The sequence below is a fragment of the Nonomuraea sp. N2-4H genome, assembly GCF_045291505.1.
GTDB lineage: Bacteria > Actinomycetota > Actinomycetes > Streptosporangiales > Streptosporangiaceae > Nonomuraea > Nonomuraea fastidiosa.
Genome location: NZ_CP147987.1, coordinates 4,289,446 through 4,310,301, shown reverse-complemented (window position 1 = coordinate 4,310,301; position 20,856 = coordinate 4,289,446). Strand labels below are relative to the sequence as shown.

14 protein-coding genes and 1 pseudogene are annotated in these 20,856 nt (G+C 73.2%); 10 read left to right on the top strand and 5 right to left on the bottom strand.

Translation table 11 applies throughout. The features are described from left to right. Positions 1 to 12: 12 nt before the first annotated feature. Entirely contained in the window at positions 13 to 825 is an 813-nt protein-coding gene (locus WBK31_RS19935; protein ID WP_364053671.1) for a Na(+)/H(+) antiporter subunit C, read from the bottom strand. Beyond that, positions 822 to 3,587, bottom strand: coding sequence for a Na+/H+ antiporter subunit A (locus tag WBK31_RS19930; RefSeq protein WP_378788115.1), 2,766 nt, complete (start codon positions 3,585 to 3,587; stop codon positions 822 to 824). Before WBK31_RS19930 ends, WBK31_RS19935 begins: the two co-directional genes overlap by 4 nt. Positions 3,588 to 3,748: 161 nt before the next feature. Between WBK31_RS19930 and WBK31_RS19925 the strand changes: the two genes are divergently transcribed. Beyond that, positions 3,749 to 3,889 (top strand): hypothetical protein, encoded by a 141-nt coding sequence (locus WBK31_RS19925; protein WP_406675392.1) that lies wholly within the window; start codon positions 3,749 to 3,751, stop codon positions 3,887 to 3,889. Between the two features lie 106 nt (positions 3,890 to 3,995). On the opposite strand, the gene WBK31_RS19920 is transcribed toward WBK31_RS19925, so the two are convergent. After that, complete coding sequence (locus WBK31_RS19920; RefSeq protein ID WP_406675391.1) at positions 3,996 to 5,234, bottom strand: alpha/beta hydrolase; 1,239 nt, start codon at positions 5,232 to 5,234, stop codon at positions 3,996 to 3,998. Positions 5,235 to 6,057: 823 nt separating this feature from the next. Further along, a complete protein-coding gene (locus tag WBK31_RS19915; protein ID WP_406675390.1) occupies positions 6,058 to 6,267 on the bottom strand; it encodes a hypothetical protein in 210 nt (69 codons plus the stop codon). Between the two features lie 340 nt (positions 6,268 to 6,607). Here WBK31_RS19915 and WBK31_RS19910 point away from each other — a divergent pair. From WBK31_RS19910 to rhaS, 8 genes and pseudogenes are all read left to right on the top strand, one after another. Beyond that, positions 6,608 to 7,783: pseudogene (locus tag WBK31_RS19910) on the top strand (TIGR02677 family protein); the annotation flags it as partial. Positions 7,784 to 7,844: 61 nt separating this feature from the next. Continuing rightward, a complete protein-coding gene (locus WBK31_RS19905) occupies positions 7,845 to 8,162 on the top strand; it encodes a DUF2397 family protein (protein ID WP_406675510.1) in 318 nt (105 codons plus the stop codon). Beyond that, positions 8,159 to 9,373 (top strand): TIGR02678 family protein, encoded by a 1,215-nt coding sequence (locus WBK31_RS19900; protein WP_364053655.1) that lies wholly within the window; start codon positions 8,159 to 8,161, stop codon positions 9,371 to 9,373. The genes WBK31_RS19905 and WBK31_RS19900 overlap by 4 nt, the downstream gene beginning before the upstream one ends. Continuing rightward, positions 9,373 to 13,437, top strand: a complete 4,065-nt coding sequence (locus WBK31_RS19895; RefSeq protein ID WP_364053652.1) for a TIGR02680 family protein — start codon at positions 9,373 to 9,375, stop codon at positions 13,435 to 13,437. Before WBK31_RS19900 ends, WBK31_RS19895 begins: the two co-directional genes overlap by 1 nt. 257 nt (positions 13,438 to 13,694) lie before the next feature. Then, positions 13,695 to 15,200, top strand: a complete 1,506-nt coding sequence (locus WBK31_RS19890) for a sugar ABC transporter ATP-binding protein (RefSeq protein WP_378788119.1) — start codon at positions 13,695 to 13,697, stop codon at positions 15,198 to 15,200. Positions 15,201 to 15,240: 40 nt separating this feature from the next. Continuing rightward, positions 15,241 to 16,269, top strand: coding sequence for an ABC transporter permease (locus tag WBK31_RS19885; protein ID WP_378788121.1), 1,029 nt, complete (start codon positions 15,241 to 15,243; stop codon positions 16,267 to 16,269). Positions 16,270 to 16,330: 61 nt separating this feature from the next. Then, positions 16,331 to 17,401, top strand: a complete 1,071-nt coding sequence (locus tag WBK31_RS19880; protein WP_364053643.1) for an ABC transporter permease — start codon at positions 16,331 to 16,333, stop codon at positions 17,399 to 17,401. 32 nt (positions 17,402 to 17,433) lie between these two features. After that, on the top strand, positions 17,434 to 18,498 hold the full coding sequence (gene rhaS / locus WBK31_RS19875) for a rhamnose ABC transporter substrate-binding protein (RefSeq protein ID WP_364053640.1): 1,065 nt from the start codon (positions 17,434 to 17,436) through the stop codon (positions 18,496 to 18,498). A 147-nt stretch (positions 18,499 to 18,645) separates the two neighbouring features. Here the strand turns inward: rhaS and WBK31_RS19870 are convergent, their stop codons facing one another. After that, complete coding sequence (locus WBK31_RS19870) at positions 18,646 to 19,710, bottom strand: PfkB family carbohydrate kinase (protein ID WP_406675389.1); 1,065 nt, start codon at positions 19,708 to 19,710, stop codon at positions 18,646 to 18,648. Positions 19,711 to 19,827: 117 nt separating this feature from the next. Between WBK31_RS19870 and WBK31_RS19865 the strand changes: the two genes are divergently transcribed. Then, complete coding sequence (locus WBK31_RS19865) at positions 19,828 to 20,856, top strand: sugar ABC transporter substrate-binding protein (protein ID WP_364053634.1); 1,029 nt, start codon at positions 19,828 to 19,830, stop codon at positions 20,854 to 20,856.

Here is a 20,856-nt window from a genome sequence, read left to right as displayed (position 1 = left end):
ACCGCCCATGGCTCAGTCGTCGCCCTCCAGCTCGGGGTCCTCCGCCAGGGCCTGCCTGGCGCGTTCCCTCCTGATGGCCGCGCGCATCTGCTTGCGCGCCTCCCGCTGGCGGGCCTTGAGCTGCTTGCGCAGCTCGCGCTCCCTCGCCTCCTGCTTGAGCCTTCTGCGCTCGAACTCCTCGCGCAGCTGCTCGATGCGCTCGGCGTTGCTGATCCCGCCGGTGTCCGCGCGCAGCCCCACGTCCTCGAAGCGGCGCTGCAGCTCCTCCTCCGACAGGCCCTGCGCGCGCAGCATCCGCATCCACTGCTCCAGCTCGGTGTGCACGCGGGCGATGCGCCGCTCCAGGTCGGCCTCCTCAAGCCGCTCCCGCTCGGCCCGCTCCGCCTCCAGGTTCGCAAGCTCCGCCCGCTGCTCGACGATCAGCCGCCGGTACGCGTCCCGCTTGGCGCGTACGGCGTCGCCCAGCTCGCCGCGCCGCGCGCGCAGCCGCACCCGCCGGTCCTCGGTGTCGTCCTGCACCTCATCGCTGCCGGTGAGCTGCCAGGAACGGTGCACCATCGCCAGCAGGAACCCGGTCACGCCCAGCGTGATGACGATCGCGGTGAGCACCATGGCCTGCGGCAGCGGATCGGCCATCCCGGTCGTGCCGGTGAACGGCGGGCCTCCCGCGTCCCCGCCCGAGGTGACGATGAGCAGGTTGACGCCGTTGCCCAGCACGATGACGCCGGCCATCACCCGTACCAGGCTCCGTTCGAGCAGCAGCGTCACGCCCGTCGTGATGAGCACGCAGCACGCGGCGAACGGCACCAGGGAGACGCTGTTCACGGGGTCTCCCCGGCGTCGATCTGCCGGTCCAGCTCCGCGCCCAGCGCGCGCAGCAGGTCCTGCACCATGCCGATGACCGAGAGGTACACCCCGAGGTCGAACAGCAGGCCCGTCGACAGGTGCAGGTGACCCACCAGCGGCACGCTCACGTCCGTGGCCAGCATGGCCAACGCCGCCTCGCCGAACAGCAGCCCGATCAGCGCCGTGCCCGCCGACAGCGTCAGCCCCACGCCCATCAGCACGCCCGCGTGCACCGGCACGGCGGCGGCCAGCTCGTTCCTGCCGCCCGCCAGATAGCGCACCGTGATCGCCAGCCCGGCCACGATGCCGCCGGCGAACCCGCCGCCGACCCCGCTGTGCCCGACGAACAGCAGGTACACCGAGAGCACCAGCACCGTGTGGAACGTCAGCCTGGCCGCCACCTCGAACGCCAGCGCCCGCTGGCTGCGCGGCAGCGTCGAGGCCAGCCAGTGCGTCCCCTCCGTCGGGCGGTGCTCGGTCGTGGCCCGCTCGATGGCGTACGACCTGCGCCGCAGGAACACCAGGCTGGTCACGCCCAGCGTCAGCACGATGAGCACCGCGCTCTCGCCCAGCGTGTCCCAGGCGCGCACGTCGAGGATGATGGCGCTGACCACGTTGCCCGCCCCCGCCTCCTCGGCGGCCTCGGGCATCGACGCGCCCACCGGCTCGGTGCCGCGCGCCGCCATCGCCAGCATGCCCGCGCCCGTCGCCACCACCCCCACCGCCAGGCCCACCGCCAGCCGGAACGGCATCGGCAGCCGCCCGCCCGCCGGCTCCACCGGCAGCCGCCGCAGCACCAGCGCGAAGATCACCAGGCTCAGCGTCTCGGCGAGGAACTGGGTCAGCGCCAGGTCGGGGGAGCCGTGCACGAGGAACAGCAGGGCCGTGCCGTACCCGGTCAGGCCGATGACGACGGCGACCAGGATGTAGGCGCGGGCGAACATCGCCAGCGCGGCCGCCGCCGCGAGCAGTACCGCGATCACCGGCTGCTCGGGCCGCTGCCAGGGGACGACCGGCACATCCAGGTGCGGCGGGCCACCGTACGCGAAGGAGAACAGGCCCACACCGACCGTCGCGAGCAGCGTCAGCAGCAGGTAGTCGGGCACCGAGCCGCGCTGGATGAGGCCGGTGAGCTGGATCGCGAACCGGTCGAGGCGGCGGATCGCCGTCCAGAAGACCTGCCCCGAGTCCACCACGTGCAGCGCCGCGCCCGCCCTGGCCATGGGGCGGCGCGCCAGGAACAGCACGAATCCGGCCGCCAGCGCCGTCGCCGACAGCAGCAGCGGCGTCGAGACGCCGCTCCACGGCGCCAGGTGCGCGTCGTGCCCCGGGTCGGCGTACGTGCCGGTGTAGCCGGACATCGCGCCCTCATACCAGGGGGCCAGCGGCCCCATCGCCAGCCCCAGGGCGGCCAGCAGCACCACGGGCACGGCCATCACCGGCGGCGTCGGATGCGCCGGAGTCGGGTCCAGCCCCGGCTTGGCGGCGAACGCACCCCACAGGAACCGCAGCGTGTACGCCGCCGTCAGCGCCGAGCCCGCCACCACCCCCGCCAGCACGGGCGGCGTGTCCAGCAGCGACTCCAGCGCCGCCTCCTTGCCCGCGAAACCCACCAGCGGCGGCAGCCCCGCCATCGACGCCCCCGCGAGCACCGCCGACCCGCACGTCCACGGCATCGTCCCGGCGAGCCCGCTCAGCCGGCGCAGATCCCGCGAACCCGTCACCCGATCGACGATGCCCACCACCAGGAACAGGGCCGCTTTGAACAGCGCGTGCGCCAGCAGCATCCCGGCGCCCGCCACCGCCGTCCCCTCGGTGCCCGCCCCGAACAGCAGCGCGAGCAGGCCGAGCTGGCTGACCGTCCCGTACGCGAGCAGCCGCTTCAGATCCGTCTCCCGCAGCGCCCGCCAGCCGCCCAGCAGCATCGTCACCACGCCGAGCGGCACCGTCACCGACCGCCACAGCGCCAGCTCGCCGAACGCCGGGCCGAGCCTGGCCAGCAGGTACACCCCGGCCTTCACCATCGCCGCCGCGTGCAGGTAGGCCGAGACCGGGGTCGGCGCGGCCATCGCGGCCGGCAGCCACGTGCTGAACGGGAAGATCGCCGACTTCGACAGCGCCCCTGCCAGCACCAGCACCAGCGCGACCGGCGCCATGTCGGGCGGGCGCGCGACGATCTGCGAGATCTGGTACGTGCCCGCCGCCTGCCCCAGCAGCACGAACCCGGCCAGCATCGACAGGCCGCCGAATGTCGTCACCGCCAGCGCCTTCATCGCCGCCTGCCTGCTCGTCCGGCTGGCCGGGTCGTGGCCGATGAGCAGGTAGGAGAAGACCGTCGTCAGCTCCCAGAACACGTACAGCAGGAGCAGGTCGTCGGTCGCGACCAGGCCCAGCATCGAACCGGCGAAGGCCACCATCACCCCGCCGTAGCGGCCCAGCCCCTCCTCGCCCGCCGCGAAGTAGCGGGCGCTGTAGCACAGCACGAGCACGCCGACCCCGGTGACCAGCGCCATCATCAGCACCGTCAGCGGGTCGGCGCGGAACGACAGCTCCAGGCCCAGCACCGGCACCCACGACCTGCTCTCCCGCACCGGCAGGCCGCGCAGCGCCAGCCACCCCGTGTACACCAGCCCGGCCGCCGGAGGCACGGCCAGCACGGCGAACGAGGCCCGTCCCAGGCGGGCCACCAGCCAGGGAGCGCAGACGGCCGCCACCGCATGCAGGATCAGCAGCGACTCCATGGGCTCCTCGGGAGGGAATTTCCAGCTACGTCCGCCCAATCTCTCCCACGGCGGCGGCGCCATCGCGCAGGCGCGGCCAGGGTTGACCCGAACGTCACCACTCCCACACCGAGGTGTGGTGTCACCTCAGACGCCGCCTGGAACGACCGGCCGGAACGAAGGTGGGAGCGACCGGCTGGGGCGACCGGCTGACCGGCTGGGGCGACCGGCTGACCGGCTGGGGCGACCGGCTGACCGGCTGGGGCGACCGGCTGACCTGCCGGTCCGACTGGCTGACCGGCAGAGGGCATCAGGCGGGCTGACCGCCTGATGCCCTCTGCGCGGCCCTCGGGCATGGCTGAGGCCCCCTGGCGTCGGATGTGCCAGGGGGCCTCAGCAATGGGTCCTGCGGGTGGCTCTGCGCCCGTCTCAGGCGCTGACCTTCGCCCCCGCCTTCGCGGTGGCGTCGGCGTCGGTCTTGCTGTCCGGCTTGCACGTGGCCGGCCGGGGCGCCTTCGCCGTCAGCAGGTAGGCGTCGATCTTGCTGTCCAGGCAGGACGAGCCCCTGCGGTAGCCGGTGTGGCCGTCGGCGTCGTTGGTCAGCAGCACGCCGTGCTCCAGCTGCCGCGCGAGCGCCTGAGCCTCCTTGTACGGCGTCGCCGGGTCACGCGTCGTGCCCACCACCACGATCGGCGGCGCGCCCTTGGCCTGCACCTTCTTCGGCAGGCGGTTGCCCTTGACCGGCCAGAACGGGCACGGGCTCTCCGGGTGGTCGACGCAGTTGATGGCCATGAGGGCCTCGAAGCTGTTGTCGTAGCGACCGTTGGGCCGCCGCCCGTTGCTCTCGTCGGCCAGCAGCAGCAGCTTCGTGCCGTCGCCCTTGTACGCCTGCGCCAGCGCCTGACGCAGCCGCGGCCAGGTCGCCGTCTGGTACAGCGAGTACTCGACCGCGCTGCGGACCACGGCCTCGGTGACCTGGCGGGCGTCGTACTCGTTGCGCAGCGGAGCCCGGTCGGCGCGGTCGTAGAGCCGGTCGAGCTTCTTGACCGCCGCCTTCACCGAGTGCTTCTTGAACGGGCAGTCCTTGGCCTTGAAGCAGTCGCGCAGGAACGACTCCGTCGCCAGCTCGAAACCGCGGTCCTGGTCGCGGACGAAGTCGTCGGTGTCCTGCGACGGGTCCTCGGCGCCGTCCAGCACCATCGCCCGCACCTTGTCGGGGTACATGTCGGCGTACAGCGAGCCGAGGTAGGTGCCGTACGAGAAACCGAGATACGTCAGCTTCTCATCGCCCAGCGCGGCGCGTATCACGTCCATGTCGCGCGCGGCGTCGACCGTGCCGACGTGCGCCAGCAGCTTTTTACCGGAACGCTTCGCACACGAATTTGCGAAGGCTTTGTCCCACTTTTCCTGACGCTTTACTTCTTCCTCGGTGTCGGGCGTCGGATCGAGGGTGAAGTACGAATCCAGATCGAGCGGCTTCATGCAATGGATGGGCGACGACCCGCCGACGCCGCGGGGGTCGAAGCTGACCACGTCGAAATGCTCGCGGATCGCCGGAGAAACGACGTCCTTGCTCTGCATCAGCGTGTCCACGCCGGACGCTCCGGGGCCGCCGAAGTTGAGCACGAGTGAGCCGATCTTGCGCCCCGTCGCAGGCAGACGCGCCATGCTGAGCCCGATGCGTTCTCCCTCAGGGTGCGCGTAGTCCAACGGGACCGACAATTTCCCGCACTCGTAGCCGTCGCCGCAGCGGGACCAGGCCAGGCGCTGTCCGTAGAAATCGCCAAGCCGTTCCGGCGCGGCGGCCCGGGCGGGACCGGTGACTCCGGTGAGGGTCAGCAGGCCCGCCAGAGCAGGCGTAAGGAAACGGAATAGTTGTCGCATGTCTCAGGGGAGGTAGGCAACGGTTTCGCCGTTCTTTATAGACGTTGCTCCACATCGAGGGCAAGTCTGCAAAACACCTGAATTCCCATACGGGAAAAGATCTACTGAGGGGCATTGGACTTTCCGGCGTGTCCCGGGACGGAAATCCCGCCGCCGCGGGGCTTTCCGGGTGATGAAAGGGCTCGATGTTCGGCCACCGCCCGGCCTCGCCTCGACCCGGCGCCGTGCGCGGGGCGGCGCCCGCGATGTTCGCCGCCGATGGCGGTCACCGCAAATGGCGGTCACCGCTCTCGGCGATCACCGCCCCGCAGCCAGTCGCCCGCCGACCCTCGGTCTTCATCGCGCTTCGGACGGGTCGTCCGGCGGCCGGCGGGGTGGGCCGAACGGGCGGTTTCCCGATGGCGGAGCGGGCCGCACGGGCGGGCTCGCGGGCGGCGGGGGAGGGGCGAGCGGTTCCTGGCGGCCACCTGAAGACGCCGCTGCCGGCCCGGTGCCGGCGACGGACGAGGGGCGGCGCTCGCGAGGGTCGCCGCCCACCACGGATTCCGGCGGCGGGGGAGGCCGCTCGGATAGCGGCTCCGGCGGCGGGGGAGGGGCGTTGAGCCGGTCAGCCGGCGTCGGAGACGCGGCGCTGGACCTCGTCGGCGAGGCTGTCGAGGGAGCGGTCCAGCAGGCCGCGGACCTCGTCGGCGCGGGTCCCCGTGTCCGGCTCGTCCAGGAGGCTGATGTGCACGGTCACCTCGCTGGTGCCGGCGGCCGCGTCGGACACCTGGAGCCAGCCCGAGTAGTCGGGGTGGTCGCGCCCGCCCCACTCCACCCTGAGCTGCTCCTCCGAGGTGCGGAAGAGCCCTTCGTCCGGCCTGCGCCGGGCACCAGTGAGCCGTCGGCCTCCACGGTGCCGGGCCCCGCGTCGTGGACCGACAGGCCCTGCGGCAGCCACCGATCCATGAGTTCCACATCGGATGCCACCCCGAACACCACCATGCTCTCCGCCGGCATCCCGCGAGTCGCCTCGAACTCGGCCATACCGTCCCCCCGAACCCCTGGGTTCCAATGCCAGCGCCGTACCCCCGTGATGTGCGGGCAAACAGCGGCACCCGCGACGGTGCGTCCCGCTACGGTTGCGTGGGGTAATCGAGCGGCGAGGGGAGCGGGTGATGGCGAGCGCGCCACAGGTGCCGCCGGAGATGTTCCGGTTCACCACGACGGAGCGGGCCGACCTGCACACGGCGGTGCTCTTCGCCTTCGGCGAGGCCGACGAGCGCCTGGAGACGGCGCTGACCGCCGACGAGGTGCGCGAGCGGCTGCGCGCCACCGGCTGCTACGCCCCGGTGGGCGAGCAGGACCTGGCGGGCACGCTGCGGCAGCTGGCCGGGTGGGGGCTGCTCGACGTGGTCTTCGACCACTCGGGCGGCTTCGCCACCGCCGAGGAGTACGAGCGCAGGAACCTGCAGTACGCGCTCACCAGGCGCGGCGCGGCGGCCATCGCCGGGCTCCAGCACGCGACGTCCGTGCTGGAGACGGGAGGAGCGCTGCAGACGGCGGTGCTGGACGCGATCGCCGACCGCCTCGGCGAGCTGGACGAGCTGCTGCGCGACCCCGGACCCGGGCGCAACCGGCGTATCTTCGCCTGCCTGCTGGAGCTGGAGGGCCATCTCGACGCGCTGCGCGCCGACACCCGCCGCTTCAACGCCGAGCTGCAGCGGCTGCTGCGCGCCGAGGGCACGAACCTCGCCACGTTCCACGAGGTCAAGACCGCCACCGTGGCCTACCTGCAGGACTTCGTGACAGACCTGGAGCAGCGCGGCGACACCATCGCCGCCGCCGTGCGCGCCATCGCCGAGCAGGGGGTCGAAACGCTGCACGCCCGCGCGCTCGACGGGGCGGACCTGCCGAAGGTGCCGGGGGCCGACCACGCCACGCCGTGGCTGGCGGCGCGGGCGGAGCAGTGGGAGCGGCTGCTGGCCTGGTTCGCGCCCGTGGACGGCAGCGTGCCGAGGGTGCGCAGGCTGCACGACGTGGCCAGGCGGGCCATCGTGGCGCTGCTGCAGGTGCTCGACCGCATCACCGATTCCCGCCGCCGCTCCTCCAGTGCCGCCGCCGACTTCCGTACGCTGGCCCGCTGGTTCGCCACCGCGCCGGCGGAGGACGACGCGCACCGGCTGTGGGATGCGGCGTTCGGGCTCGGCTCGGCCAGGCACGCCCACCTCGGCCACGCCGACGCCGAGCTGATCCCGCCGGGGGTGCCGTGGGCGGAGGCCGAGCCCGTCGAGGTGTCGGCGCTGCTGCGCGCGCGGGGACGTACCGAGCGGATGGGCCGCACGGGCAGGGTGCGCGACGTGGCCGAGCTGCGGGCACGCCGGCGGGGCCCAGGCCGAGCGCGAGCGCGCCGAGCTGGAGGCCGCATGGGCGGCGCTGGCCACGACGGGCCCGATCAGGCTGTCGCAGCTCGGCGAGCTCGACCACGACGCCTTCGGCCGGCTGCTCGACCTGATCGGCAGGGCGCTGGCCGAGCGGCCCGACCCGACCGGGTTCCGGCGGGCGGTCACCTCCGACGGCCGGGTGGAGATCGTGCTGCGCGCCCCCGACGACACGCCCACCGGCCGTGCGGTGGCGGTGCTGCGTACGTCCGAGGGCTGGTTCCGCACCCCCGACTACCTCATCGACGTGCGCGCGCCCGGAACGCTGCGCGAGCGGGTGGTGGGCGCGTGAGCACCCTCGCCAACCAGCTCGTACGCGCCGAGAAGGAAGAGCTGGCCCGCGCCATCAGGACCCTGCTCGGCCGCCCCCTCGTCTCCGCGCACGACGACCCGGCCGCCTTCGACCTGGTCAGGAAGCGGCGCGGGCCGCTGATCCAGTGGTTCGACTACTTCTGCGGCTGGCGGCTGATCGTGGAGCCGCGCCAGGGCTACGCCCGCCTGGTCAAGGTCAGGTCCGAGCCCGGATCCACCCGCCCGGCCCGGCGCCGCCGCACCACCAGGGCGCCGTTCGACCGCCGCCGCTACACGCTGCTGTGCCTGTGCGCGGCCGAGCTGCTCACCTCGCCCGTCACCACGATCGGGATGCTGGCGGGCCGGGTGGCGCAGGCCGCCGCCGTGGAGCCGGGCGTGCCCGCGTTCGAGCCGGTGCGGGTGGAGGAGCGCGCCGCGTTCGTGGACGCGGTCAAGCTGCTCGAGCACTACGGCGCGCTCACCGCGATGGACGGCGCCACCGACGCCTACCTCGACGACGAGGAGGCCAAGGTGCTCTACCGGGTGGACACCATGCGGATCATCCGCCTGCTGGCCGCGCCGGTGCCGCCGTCGGAGGCGGCGGCCGCAGAGCCGGTCGAGAGCGTGTGGGAGGGCGGCGGACCGCCGGTCGCGCTGACCGCCGAGGCGCGCTACGGCGCGGGCGAGCCCAGCGAGACCCAGCGCGCCCTGCACGCCCGCCACACGCTCATCCGCCGCCTGCTGGACGAGCCCGTCGTCTACCGCGACGAGCTGACCCCCGCACAGGCGGCCTACGCCGCCTCCCTGACCGGCCGCAGGATCCTGCGCCGCGCCGCGGAGGAGGCCGGGTTCGTGCTGGAGGAGCGGGCCGAGGGGTTCCTGCTGGTGGACCCCGACGGCATCGCCACCGACAGCAGGTTCCCCGACGACGGCAACCACGCCAAGGTGGCCGCCCTGCTCATGCTCGACCTGCTCGTCACCTCGGGCCCCGTCAGCGCCGCCCGGCTCGACGAGGAGGCCGCCGAGCTGCTGCGCCGCTTCCCGCAGTGGGCCAAGGCGTACCAGTCGGACGGCGGCGGGCCGCGGCTGGCCGCCGACGCGCTTGAGGTGCTCGTACGGTTCGGGCTCGCCCGCCGTACGGGTGACCGGGTCGCGGCCCTGCCCGCCGCGGCCCGCTACCGGGTCGATCGCGCGGCCGTACAGGAGGATTGATGACCGTTACCGAGCTCGCCCCGCAGCGCGCCGCGCAGGGGATGGACGCCCGCTGGGTCCCGGTGCGCGCCGGGATACTCAACGTCTGGCGCTACTACGACGAGGTGTTCGAGTTCCACCGGGGGCGGCTGCTGCTGCGCGGGCCCAACGGCAGCGGCAAGTCGAAGGTGCTGGAGCTGCTGCTGCCGTACCTGCTGGACGCCAGCCTCAAGCCGAGCAGGCTGTCCACGTTCGGCGGCGGCGAGCGGACCATGCACTGGAATCTCATGGGCGACGGCGCGGGCGGCGGCACCACCCGCGTCGGCTACGTGTGGCTGGAGTTCCGCCACGCCGACGGCCGCTGGTTCACCTGCGGTGCGCGGCTGCAGGCCACCGTGCACACCAAGAACGTCACCGCCACCTACTTCACCACCGACGCCCGCGTTGACGCCCCCGACGGCATCAGGCTCACCGGCGAGGGCGGCCAGCCGCTGACCAAGGCCCAGCTCATCGACGAGCTGGGCCCGTCCGGCACGGTCCACGAGACCGCCGAGTCCTACCGCGACGTCGTGCGCAGGACCCTCTACCGCGAGCTGAACGAGCAGCGCTACGACTCCCTGCTGACCGCGCTGCGCCAGCTCCGCACCCCCAAGCTGTCCGAACGCCTCGACCCCGGGCTGCTGTCCGACCTGCTCTCCAGCGCCCTGCCGCCGCTCGGCGAAGGCGAGATCCACGAGATCGCCGAGGGGTTCGAGCGGCTCGACCGGCAGCGCGAGGAGCTGCGGCGGCTCGACCGCGACGTGGAGGAGGCCGACCGGCTGGCCGAGCGGCAGCGCGGCTACGCCCAGCGCGTGCTGCGGGCCGCCGCCGCGGCGGTGACGTCCGCCTGGGAGCGGGTGGAGTCGCTGGCCGCCGAGGTCAAGGAGCGGCGCGAGGCGCTCAAGGAGGCCGAGCGCGAGCTCGCGGCCACGACCGTGCGGCTGGGCGAGGAGGAGGCGCGGGAGCTGGCCCTGGCCGCGCGGATCGACGGGCTGAAGGAGAGCGCGGCCTACCGCGAGGGCGGCGACCTGCACCGGCTGCGCAGCGAGGCGCAGGCGGCCCACGAGACGGCGGCCCGGCTGCGCGACCAGGCCGGCCAGGCGGCCAGGGAGGTCTCGGCCCGGCAGGAACGTGCCGAGCGCGCCGCGGCCGCCGCCCGCACGGCCGCCGCCCTGGCCGACCGCGCCCGCGCCGAGGCCCGGCAGGCGGCCGCCCGCGCCGGGCTGCTCTCCGTCCATGAGGAGGCCGAGCACCCCGGAGGGTCCGGCGGGGACATGAAGGCCGGCGCGGGCGACGCCGAGGCCGCCGTACGGCGGGCGCGCGAGCTGTCGCGGGCCGCCGTGACCAGCAGGACCGCGCAGATCCGCGAGGTCAGGGCCGGGGTGCTGGCCCACGAGGAGGCCGTCGGCCGCCGCACCGCCGCCGAGCGCGACCGCGACGAGGCCCGCGACGACCTGGCCGCCGCGCACGAGGAGCGCGAGCGGGCCGAACGCCTGCGCGACGAGCGGGCCCGCGACCTCGCCGCCGCGCTGGCCGACTGGGCGGGCGGCTGCACGCAGCTCCAGCTCGACCCCGCCACGCTGGCCGGGCTCGCCGAGGACTTCGAGCGGGCCGACGACCTGGTGAGCACCGCACGTACGATGGCCGCCGTCGAGCTGGCGGCCCGCGAGCAGCAGCTCACCGGGCTGCGCGACCGGCTGGCCGCCGAACGGGCCGGGCTCGCCGAGGAACGCGAACGCCTCAGCGACCAGACCGCGCTCGAACCGCCCGCCCCGCCCACCCGCACCGCCGCCGGGCGGCTGGCCCGCCCCGGCATACCGCTGTGGCGGGCGGTCGCGTTCCGGTCGGGACTCGACCCGGTGGCGCAGGCGGGCGTGGAGGCGGCGCTGGAGGCGTCCGGGCTGCTCAACCTGTGGCTGCGGCCGGACGGCGGGTTCGACCCCGGCGAGCACGACGCGTTCGCGGTCGCCGCGCTGGCCCGCCCCGCACCCGGCTACAGCCTGGCCCACGTGCTGCTCACCGAGCCGGACTCGCCGGTCTCCGCGGACGCCGTGCTGGGCGGCATCGCGTTCGCGCCCACCGCGATCGGCGTCGACCACCCGGCCGTCATCGGCGCGGACGGCACCTGGCGGCTCGGCCCTGCGGCGGGCCGCTGGGTCAAGCCCGAGCCCGCCTACATCGGCGCGACCGCCAGGGAACGCGCCAGGCGGCGCCGCGTCGCCGAGCTTGACGACCGGCTGGGCGAGCTGGCCGGACGCATCGCCGAGTGCGACCACCTGCTCGCCGTGGTGGACGCCGAGCGCGAGACGCTGGCCGCCGAGCTGCGCCGCAGGCCCGACAGGAGGCCGTACGCGCAGGCCCTGCAGGCGCTCGACGGCGCCGAGCGCAAGGTGGCGCTGCTGGAGGACCGGCTGCGCGCGTACGAGGAGCGGCTGCACGAGCGCGAGCAGGATGTGGCCAGGTCGCTGCGCCGCCTGACCGAGCTGGCCGACCGGCACGCGCTGCCCGCGGCGCCGTCCGCGCTGGACAACCTGGAGCAGGCGCTGCGCACCGCCGAGACCACCGGCGCCGTCTGGCACGACCGCCGCGCCGACGCCCGCGCCGCCGCCGAGCACGCCAGGCTGGCGGCCGAGACCGCCGCCCAGTACGAACGGCTCGCCCTCGACGCCGTCGAACGCGCGGAGCGCGCCGCGTCCGCCGCCGTCGTGCTGGCCGAGCGGCTGGCCGCGATCGAGGCCGTGGTCGGCGCCGAGCAGCACGAGGCGCTCGCCCGGCTCCAGGAGGCCCAGGCCGCTTACCAGGAGTGCCGCCACGCCATCAAACAGGTCAACGAGGGGCTGGCCAGGCTCAACGCCCGCCTCGGCCGGCTCAGGGGCGAGCTGGGCGCGGCCGAGGAGCGGCACGCCGAGGCGGCGCGGGCCCGCGACGAGGTCTCCGGGCGCTTCCGCCGGCTGGTGGCCGGGCACCTGCCGGCCGACGCGCGGGTGACGGTCGCGCCCGCCCCCGAGGCCGGCGGGCGGGCGGTGCTTGAGGCTGCTGAGGCGGTGGCCGCAGAGTTGGACGCAGGGCTGGACGGGGTCCCGTACGAGCACAAGCACGTCAGGGAGGCCGAGGCGCGGCTGCGTGACGCCTTCCACCACGCCAGGGAGGCGCTGGCCGGGCGGGCGGACCTGCAGCTGACCCCCGACGAGGACGTCCAGGTGCTCACCGCCACCGTGGGCGGCGTGCGCGCCGGCGCGGCGGCGCTGTGCAGGGCCCTGCACAAGGAGCGGGACGCCCGCCGCCGCGACATCACCGAGGCCGAGCGCGACCTGTTCGACCGCACGCTGGCCGGGGACACGCGGCGGCATCTCGCCGACCGCATCAGGCAGGCGACGGCGCTGGTCGAGGCCATGAACCAGCGCCTGGAACGGGTCCGCACCGCCTCCAAGGTCGCGGTGCGGCTGGTCTGGCAGGTCGATCCCACGCAGTCGCCCGGCACCCGCGCCGCCCGCGACCTGCTGCTGCGCGACCCGGCCGGGCTCAGCGAGGCCGACAAGGAGGCCCTGTACGTCTTCTTCAGGGAACGCATCGAGGAGGCGCGGGCCGACGACTCGTCGGCGAGCTGGGAGGACCAGCTCATGAAGGTCCTCGACTACACCGCCTGGCACCGGTTCGTGGTCAAGCTGGACCGGGGCGACGGCCAGGGCTGGCAGGAGCTGACGCGGAAGCTGCACGGGGCGCTGTCGGGCGGGGAGAAGGCGATCGCGCTGCACCTGCCGCTGTTCGCCGCCGTGGCCGCGCACTACCTGACCGACCCGGGCTGCCCGCGCTTCATCCTGCTCGACGAGGTGTTCGTGGGCGTGGACAGGGCCAACCGGGGCCAGGTGTTCGACCTGCTGGTGAACCTGGGGCTGGACCTGGTTCTGACGTCCGACCACGAGTGGTGCGAGTACCGCGAGCTGGACGGCATCGCCATCCACCAGCTCATCACGGGCGACGGCGACGACGCGGTGACGACGGCCAGGTTCGTGTGGAACGGCTACCGCACGGTGCCGGCCGAGTGACCCGGGCCTCGCCACGAGCCGGTGGTGGCGCACACACCTGCGGCCGCCGCGCCGGGGCCCGCTCCCGTGCGACCGGTGGTGGCGCCCATGCCCGCGCCGGGGGATCCGTTCCTGTGCGACCGACTAGTGTCTAAATCGTTTTAGAAAATTTATGGCCAGGCGCAAGTCGCGTACGAGCAGTATTGACACGTAACTCCCCGCCGTTTTACGTTCTGGACACATTAAAACGTTTTGCCGACAACGGCGCCGGAGGGCGTATGAGCGAATCTCCTCCCATCATGTCGCTACGCGATGTCAGCAAGTCCTTCGGTGCGGTCCAGGCCCTGTCGGGCGTGCGGCTCGACCTGTACGCCGGAGAGGCGCACGGCCTGGTGGGAGAGAACGGGGCCGGCAAGTCGACGCTGGTGAAGATCCTCGCCGGCGCCCATCCCGCCGACACGGGCACGCTGACCGTGGACGGGAAGGAGCTGGCGTTCTCCGGCCCCGCCGACGCCCAGGCCGCCGGAATTGCGGTGATTTATCAAGAGCCAACACTATTTCCGGATTTGTCGGTCGCCGAGAACATCTTCATGAGCCACCAGCCGCTGCGCAGCATGCGGCGCATCGACGCCAACGCCATGCGCGCGGCCACGTCCGAGCTGTTCGCCAGGCTCGGCGTCGGGCTCGACCCCGACCGGCCCGCCCGCGGCCTGTCCATCGCCGACCAGCAGCTCGTGGAGATCGCCAAGGCGCTCGCGTTCGACGCCCGCGTCCTCATCATGGACGAGCCCACGGCCGCGCTGTCCGGCGTGGAGGTCGAGCGGCTGTTCTCGGTCGTCGGGTCGCTGCGCGAGTCGGGCGCGGCCGTGCTGTTCATCTCCCACCGCTTCGACGAGATCTTCACGCTCTGCTCGCGGATCACGGTGATGCGCGACGGCCGCTGGGTCTCCACCGACCCGGCCGCCGAGCTCACCGTCGAGGAGCTGGTCCGCAGAATGGTCGGCCGCGAGGTGTCCTCGCTGTACCCCAAGACGGCGGCCGCCGTCGGCGAGTCCCGCCTGGAGGTGCGCGGCCTGACCAGGCACGGCGTCTTCGAGGACGTCTCCTTCGCCGTGCGCGGCGGCGAGATCGTGGCGCTCGCCGGGCTCGTCGGGGCCGGGCGCAGCGAGGTGGCGCGGGCCGTGTTCGGCGTTGACCGGCCCGACGCCGGCGAGGTGATCGTGGACGGCAGCACGCTGCCGCCCGGCGACACCGCCGCCGCCATCGCCGCGGGACTGGCCCTCGTCCCCGAGGACCGCCGCCAGCAGGGCCTGGTCATGGAGCTGTCGGTCGAGCGCAACGCCACCCTCACCAGGCGCTGGTCGCTGAGCCGGCTCGGGCTGCTGTTCGGCGGCGCCGAGCGGGCGGCGGCCCGCATGTGGAGCGAACGCCTCCAGGTCAAGACCGCCCGCCTCACCGACCCCGTCTCCACGCTGTCGGGCGGCAACCAGCAGAAGGTGGTGCTGGCCAAGTGGCTGTCCACCGAGCCCGGCGTGCTCATCGTGGACGAGCCCACCCGCGGCATCGACGTGGGCACCAAGGCCGAGGTGCACCGGCTGCTGTCGGAGCTGGCCGGGCAGGGCGTCGCGGTGCTGATGATCTCCAGCGAGCTGCCCGAGGTGCTCGGCATGGCCGACCGCGTGCTCGTCATGCACGAAGGCCGGCTGGTGGCCGACATCCCGCGAACGCAGGCGGATGAGGAGTCGGTGATGCTGGCCGCGACCGGACAGGGCGGTGGCGCATGACGGCGATGACCGAAACGGCCACGGGACAGGACGGTGGCGCATGACGGCGGTGACGCAGGCCCCCACGGGAGCGCGCGAGGGCACCCGGCTCGTGCACCGGGTGTTCGTGATCAGAGAGCTGGGCATCGCCGCCGCGCTGGTGCTGCTCGTGGCCGTGACCACGCTGGTCAACCCGCGCTTCCTCACCGCGCAGGGCATCAAGGACCTGCTGCTCGGCTCCACCATCCTCGCGGTGCTCGCCGTCGGGCAGAGCATCGTCGTCATCACCCGCAACGTGGACCTGTCGGTCGGTTCGGTGCTGGGACTGTCGGCGTTCGCGACCGGCAGCCTCTTCCTGGCGAACCCCGGTCTGCCCATCCCGGTGGCGCTGATCGCCGGCGTGCTGCTCGGCGCGGCCTGCGGGGTCGTCAACGGCGCGCTCATCGCCGCCGCCCGCGTCCCCGCCCTGGTGGTGACGCTCGGCACCCTGTACGTCTTCCGCGGCGTCGACTACACCTGGGCCACAGGACGGCAGATCAACGCCGCCGACATGCCGCCCGGCTTCCTGCGGATGGGCAGCGCGACCCTGCTGGGCGTGCCGGTGCTGGCGCTGTTCGCGGTGATGGTGCTGGTGGCCGCCGGCTACTACCTGCGGACGTACCGCAGCGGCAGGGAGCTGTACGCCATCGGCTCCAGCCCGCCCGCCGCCCGCCTGGCCGGGATCCCGGTCGGCAAGCGGGTCTTCGCCGCGTTCGTCGTCTCGGGCGCGCTGGCGGGCCTGGCCGGCGTCCTGTACGCGGCCCGCTTCGGCACCCTCGACGCCAACGCCGGCAACGGCTTCGAGCTGAACGTCGTGGCCGCCGTGGTGGTCGGCGGCGTGGCCATCTTCGGCGGCAGCGGCTCGGTCTACGGCGCCGCGCTCGGCGCGGTGCTGCTCACCACGATCAGCAGCGCGCTGCCGGTGCTCGGCGTGAGCCCGTTCTGGCAGCGGGCCGCCGTGGGTGCGCTCATCCTGGCCGCGATCGGCCTGGACCGGGCGCTGGCCGTCCGCATGGCGAGGTCCCTGCGAGGAAGGAGCGGCCGTGGCTGACCGGGTGCGTGACGAAGCGGCGAAAAGTGCGGGGGACGCGGCGAAAAGCGCGGGGGACGGCGTGAACGAGAGCACGGCGCGCGGCATCCGGACCGGCACCAGGACCGGTAGCGGAAGCGGGGCGGCAGCGGATGCGGGCGGCGGCCTGCTGCGGCGGGTGCGGCCGGTCGTCGGCTCCTGGGACGCCGCCCTGGTCGTGGCGCTGATCCTGGTCGTCGCGGCCGGCGCGCTCACGATCGAGGGCGTGGCGAGCCCGCGCTTCTGGCGGTTCGTGACGCTGGAGGTCATCCCGATCGCGCTCATCGCGCTGCCCATGACCCTGGTGATCATCACCGGCGAGATCGACCTGTCGGTGGCCAGCATCCTGGGTCTGACCTGCACCGTCATGGGCCAGCTCTGGCTGTGGGGCGTCACCTCGCTGCCCGTGGTGATCGTGCTGTGCCTGCTGCTGGGCGCGCTGCTCGGCGCGGTCAACGGCCTCTTCGTGACCGGCTTCGGGCTGCCGTCGCTCGCGGTGACGATCGGCACGCTGGCGCTCTACCGAGGGCTCGCGTACGTGGTGCTCGGCGACAAGGCGGTGGCCGACTACCCGCCCGAGTGGACCATGGGCGCGATCGCCCCCATCCCCGGGCTGACCATCCCGTGGATGATCCTCGTGGTCGCCGCCCTGGCGATCGTCTTCGCGCTCGTGCTGCACGCCACCCCGATCGGCCGTGGCCTGTACGCCATCGGCAACAACGCCGAGGCCGCCCGCTTCACCGGCATCGGCGTGGCCCGCACGAAGTTCTGGCTCTTCGTCGCGACCGGCGCCATGTCGTCGCTGGCCGGCGTCTTCTGGACGCTGCGCTTCGCCAGCGCCCGCGCCGACAACGGCATGGGCCTGGAGCTGGCCGTGGTGGCCGCGGTGCTGCTCGGCGGCGTGTCCATCTTCGGCGGGCGCGGCGGGCTGCTCGGCGTCATCGCCGCCGTCATCCTGCTCGGCACGCTGCGCAACGCGCTGCAGCTCGCGTACGTGCCGGCCAACACCCTGACCATCATCACCGGATCCCTGCTCATCGTCTCCGTAGTGGGACCCAACGTCGCCGGCATGGTGCGCGAGCGGTTGCGCCGCCGGCGATCCGTCACCCCCTGACCGCGATCGCGGGCCGCGAAAGGAACCCCATCATGGCAGCGATAACTCGAGGAGGCAGGGCCGTCGCCCTGGCGGTGCTCACCGCGTTCAGCCTCGCCGTCTCCGGCTGTGCGAGCCAGGAAGAGGTAGCCCAGCCCACCTCCGGCGCCTCCGCAGGCACGGGGACGATCAAGGAGGGGCTGAAGATCGCCTTCCTGCCCAAGCAGGTGAACAACCCGTACTTCGACGCCTCCGACAACAAGGGCGGCAAGATCGCGGTCGAGGAGTTCAAGGGCGTCTACAGTCAGACGGGTCCCTCGGAGGCCAGCCCGTCGGCGCAGGTCAGCTACATCAACACGCTGTCGCAGCAGGGCACCGACGTGATCGTGGTCTCCGCCAACGACAAGGACGCGATCTGCGGCGCCCTCCAGGAGGCCCGCACCGCCGGCGCCAAGGTGGTCACGTACGACTCCGACACCAACCCGTCCTGCCGGGACCTGTTCATCAACCAGGCCAGCGCGGAGGGCATCGCCGCCTCGCAGATCAAGCTCATCAGCGAGGCGATCGGCGAGGAGGGCGGTGAGATCGCGATCCTGTCGGCGACCGCGAACGCCACCAACCAGAACACCTGGATCGAGATGATGAAGACCGAGCTGGCCAAGCCCGAGTACGCCAAGCTCAAGCTGGTCGACACGGTCTACGGCGACGACGACGACCAGAAGTCGTTCCAGGAGACGCAGGGCCTGCTGGCCAAGCACCCCGACCTCAAGGGCATCATCTCGCCCACCACGGTCGGCGTCGCGGCTGCCGCCCGCTACCTGTCCGCCTCCGAGTACAAGGGCAAGGTGCAGCTCACCGGGCTCGGCACGCCCAACCAGATGCGCGCGTACGTCAAGGACGGCACGGTCAAGGCGTTCGCCCTGTGGAACCCGTCCGACCTCGGCTACCTGGCCGCCTACGCCGGCGGCGCGCTGGCCTCCGGGCTGATCACCGGCAAGGAGGGCGAGACGTTCAAGGCCGGCAAGCTCGGCGACTACACGGTCGGCAAGGACGGCACGGTCCTGCTGGGCGACCCGTTCGTCTTCACCAAGGACAACATCGACGACTTCGACTTCTGACGCACGGAACGGCCGGGACCGCACCTGAGGCGCGCGGCCCCGGCCTCCGCGTTCTCCATCGGGCTCCGTGCCTGCGCCCGGGCCGGCCTCCGCGTTCCCAGCGGGCTCCGCACCCGCGCCACGGTTCGGCCCCCGCGCTTTCCCGGCTCAGAGCTGGTGCGACCAGGGTGGGTCGGCGCCGGGGACCGTGCACGTCAGCGCCGCCACGCGGGCCGCGAACGTGGCCGCCGCCACGGCGGTGTCCAGGTCGAGCCCGTCCAGCCGCCCGCCGAGCAGCCCCTTGCCCTCCAGGTGGTGCAGCAGCCCGGCGGTGAACGCATCGCCCGCCCCGACCGTGTCGGCCACCTCCACGGGAACGGCGGGCACGGTGGCGCGCTCGCCGTCCAGCGACACCAGCGCCCCCTTCTCGCCGAGCGTGACCACGATCAGCCGGGCCCCGGCCGCGTGCCAGCGGTCGCAGGCGGCCTCCGCCGTGGTGCCCGGCAGCAGGAACGCGAGGTCGTCGTCGCTCAGCCGCAGCACGTCGGCGTACGCGCACCATCGTTCCACCTGATAGTCGTCCCGCGCGGCGAGGCTGGGCCGCACGTTGGGGTCGATCGAGACTGTGACCCGCTCGGCGGCGGCGGCCGCCGCGAACTCCTCGACGGCCGCCGCGCCCGGCTGCTTGACCAGCGCGAGCGAGCCGGTGTGCAGGCACGAGGCGGTGCCGAGCCGCGCAAGGTCCAGCTCGTCGCGCGTCCACTGCCAGTCGGCGGTGCCCTGGGCGTAGAAGGTGTACGCGGCCCGCCCGCTCTCGTCCAGCGCGGCCACCGCCAGCGTGCTCGGCTCTGCGGCCGCGACCGCCGCCGACAGGTCCACGCCCGACGCGGCCAGCCGGGCGCGGAACATCTCGCCGAAGACGTCACCCGACAGCCGCCCCAGGAAACGGGCCCGCGTGCCGAGCCGGGCGAGCGCCACCGCCGTGTTCGCCGGCCCGCCGCCGGGCAGCACCCGCAACCCCAGCCCCGCCCCCGCGCCGCCCTCACCGTTCGCGCCGCTGGGCCCGTTCGCGCCGCTGGGCCCGTTCGCGCCGCTGGGCCCGTTCGCGCCGCTGGGCCCGTTCGCGCCGCTGGGCCCGCTCGCGCTGCTCGGACCGCCCGGCACGCTCGCGTCGCCCGCCGGTGGGGACTCGGTGAAGCCGTCGGCGACGCACTCGCCGAGCACAGCGATCATCGGACCAGCCTCTCTTCCCGGGTACGCTGCCGTGTCCGCACAGTCAGGAGCGCGGTCATGTGCATTGACGCCCTCCTGGACGCAGTTCATCATCGCAGCACGGCCCGGATGTCATCGATGACACCTGACATCGATGACATCGCCAGCACCGCGATGGGAACCGCCATGAACGTCAGAATTCCGGCCGGACTCCTCGTCACCGCTCTCCTCATCGCCGGCTGCGGCGGCGCCGACCAGGCCGCCACCGCCACTCCCAAGGTCGGCCTCATCACCAAGACGGAGACGAACCCGTTCTTCGTCAAGATGAAGGAAGGCGCCCAGAAGGCGGCCCAGGCCGAGGGCCTGGAACTGATGAGCGCCGCAGGCAAGTTCGACGGCGACAACGCCGCCCAGATCACGGCCATCGAGAACATGGTCGCCGCCGGCGTCAAAGGCATCCTCATCACCCCGAGCGACACCAAGGCCATCGTGCCCGCCATCAAGAAGGCGCGGGACGCGGGCGTCCTGGTCATCGCGCTCGACACGCCGACCGAGCCGCAGGACGCCACCGACGCGCTGTTCGCCACCGACAACTTCAAGGCCGGTGAGCTGATCGGCCGGTACGCCAAGGCCGCCATGGCCGGCACACCCGCCAAGATCGCCACCCTCGACCTGGCGCCCGGCATCACGGTCGGGCAGCTCAGGCACGACGGCTTCCTCAAGGGGTTCGGCGTCCAGGAGGGCGACCCGTCGATCGTCTGCTCCCAGGACACCCGCGGCGACCAGGCCAAGGGCCAGACCGCGATGGAGAACTGCCTGCAGAAGGCTCCCGACATCAACGTCGTCTACACCATCAACGAGCCCGCCGCGCTGGGCGCCTACACGGCGCTGAAGGCCAAGGGCAGGGAGAAGGACGTGCTGATCGTGTCCGTGGACGGCGGCTGCACCGGCACCAAGGCCGTGCAGTCCGGCCAGATCGCCGCCACCAGCCAGCAGTACCCGCTCAAGATGGCCGAGCTGGGCGTCAAGGCGGTGGCCGCGTTCGCGAAGACCGGGCAGAAGGCCACCGGCTACACCGACACCGGCGTCACGCTCATCACCGACAAGGCCGTCCCCGGCGTCGAGGCCGAGGACACCGCCTACGGCCTGGCCAACTGCTGGGGCTGA

Coding starts and splice junctions, on each gene's coding strand:
- WBK31_RS19865 (WP_364053634.1), top strand. CDS start 19,828: ATGACACCTGACATCGATGACATCGCCAGCACCGCGATGGGAACCGCC.
- WBK31_RS19930 (WP_378788115.1), bottom strand. CDS start 3,587: ATGGAGTCGCTGCTGATCCTGCATGCGGTGGCGGCCGTCTGCGCTCCC.
- WBK31_RS19920 (WP_406675391.1), bottom strand. CDS start 5,234: ATGGCGCGTCTGCCTGCGACGGGGCGCAAGATCGGCTCACTCGTGCTC.
- WBK31_RS19870 (WP_406675389.1), bottom strand. CDS start 19,710: ATGATCGCTGTGCTCGGCGAGTGCGTCGCCGACGGCTTCACCGAGTCC.
- WBK31_RS19885 (WP_378788121.1), top strand. CDS start 15,241: ATGACGGCGGTGACGCAGGCCCCCACGGGAGCGCGCGAGGGCACCCGG.
- WBK31_RS19895 (WP_364053652.1), top strand. CDS start 9,373: ATGACCGTTACCGAGCTCGCCCCGCAGCGCGCCGCGCAGGGGATGGAC.
- WBK31_RS19890 (WP_378788119.1), top strand. CDS start 13,695: ATGAGCGAATCTCCTCCCATCATGTCGCTACGCGATGTCAGCAAGTCC.
- rhaS (WP_364053640.1), top strand. CDS start 17,434: ATGGCAGCGATAACTCGAGGAGGCAGGGCCGTCGCCCTGGCGGTGCTC.